The organism is Caulobacter sp. D5, from assembly GCF_003185805.1.
In the GTDB taxonomy this organism is placed as follows: domain Bacteria; phylum Pseudomonadota; class Alphaproteobacteria; order Caulobacterales; family Caulobacteraceae; genus Caulobacter.
In genome coordinates this window covers 1-1,203 of record NZ_QHJY01000227.1, presented here as the reverse complement: position 1 = coordinate 1,203, position 1,203 = coordinate 1, and the positions used below count along the sequence as shown (strand labels likewise).

Below are 1,203 nucleotides of genomic sequence, written 5' to 3'. Positions count from 1 at the left end.
ACCCCCAAACCGTAAAACCCCCGCGAAAGCGGGGGCCCAGGCTTTTTATCGTAGAGCGCGGCGCGTTTCAGAAAACGCCTGGGTCCCCGCTTTCGCGGGGATTTTACGGAGGAGAGATCAGGCGGTGGCCGAAGCCTCCTCCGGCTGGATGTCCTCCAGCTCCCCCTCCCACTTGGCCACCACGGCCGCGGCCACCGAGTTGCCGACGACGTTCGTCGCCGAGCGGCCCATGTCGAGCAGGTGGTCGACGCCGAGCACCAGGGCGATCCAGGCCTCGGGCAGGCCGAAATAGGTCAGGGTGGCCATGATGACGACGAGCGAGGCGCGCGGCACGCCGGCGATGCCCTTGGAGGTCACCATCAGCAGCAGCAGCATGAAGATCTGCTGCTGGATGGTCAGGTGCACCCCGTGGGCCTGCATGATGAACATGGTGGCGAAGGTGCAGTAGAGCATCGAGCCGTCGAGATTGAACGAATAGCCCAGCGGCAGGACGAACGAGACGATGCGGCGGCGCACGCCCACCTTGGGCAGGCTGTCGAGGATGCGCGGATAGGCGGCTTCGGACGAGGCGGTCGAGAAGGCCAGCAGGGCCGGCTCGCGGATCACCCCGAACAGCGGGATGGCGCGCTTGCCCAGCACCACGAAGGCGGCGGCGAACAGCAGCACCCAGAGGGTGCCCATGGTGGCGTAGAAGCCGAGCACGAACTTGGCGTAGGTGGCCAGCATGGCCAGGCCTTGGGTGGCGATGGTCGAGGCCAGGGCCGCGAAGATCGCCAGCGGGGCCAGCTTCATGACGAAGCCGGTGACCTTCAGCATGATCTGCGCGCACTGTTCCACCAGGTGCAGCACCTGCGGGGCCTTGTCGTCCAGGGCCGCCACGGCGGTGCCGACGAACAGCGAGAAGACGACGATCTGCAGGATCTCGTTCTTGGCCATGGCGTCGAAGATCGAGGTCGGCACCAGGTGGGTGATGAAGCCCTTCAGGGTGAAGGCGTCGGTCGAGGCGGCGGGCTTGGACGAGACGGCGGCCTCGACCAGGTGCAGCCCATGGCCCGGCTGCAGCAGGTGGACCATCAGCAGGCCCAGCAGCAGCGACACGGCCGAGGCGCCGATGAACCAGCCCAGGGTCTTGGCGCCGATGCGGCCGACCGCGGCGGCGTCCTCCATGTGGGCGATGCCGGCCACCAGGGTGGTGAAGACCAG

General features: G+C 67.3%; 1 protein-coding gene. It reads right to left on the bottom strand.

What is annotated here, in order from left to right:
• Nucleotides 1-117: 117 nt before the first annotated feature.
• A partial coding sequence (locus DMC18_RS15460; RefSeq protein WP_110133077.1) for a dicarboxylate/amino acid:cation symporter occupies nt 118-1,203 on the bottom strand: 1,086 nt, incomplete at its 5' end.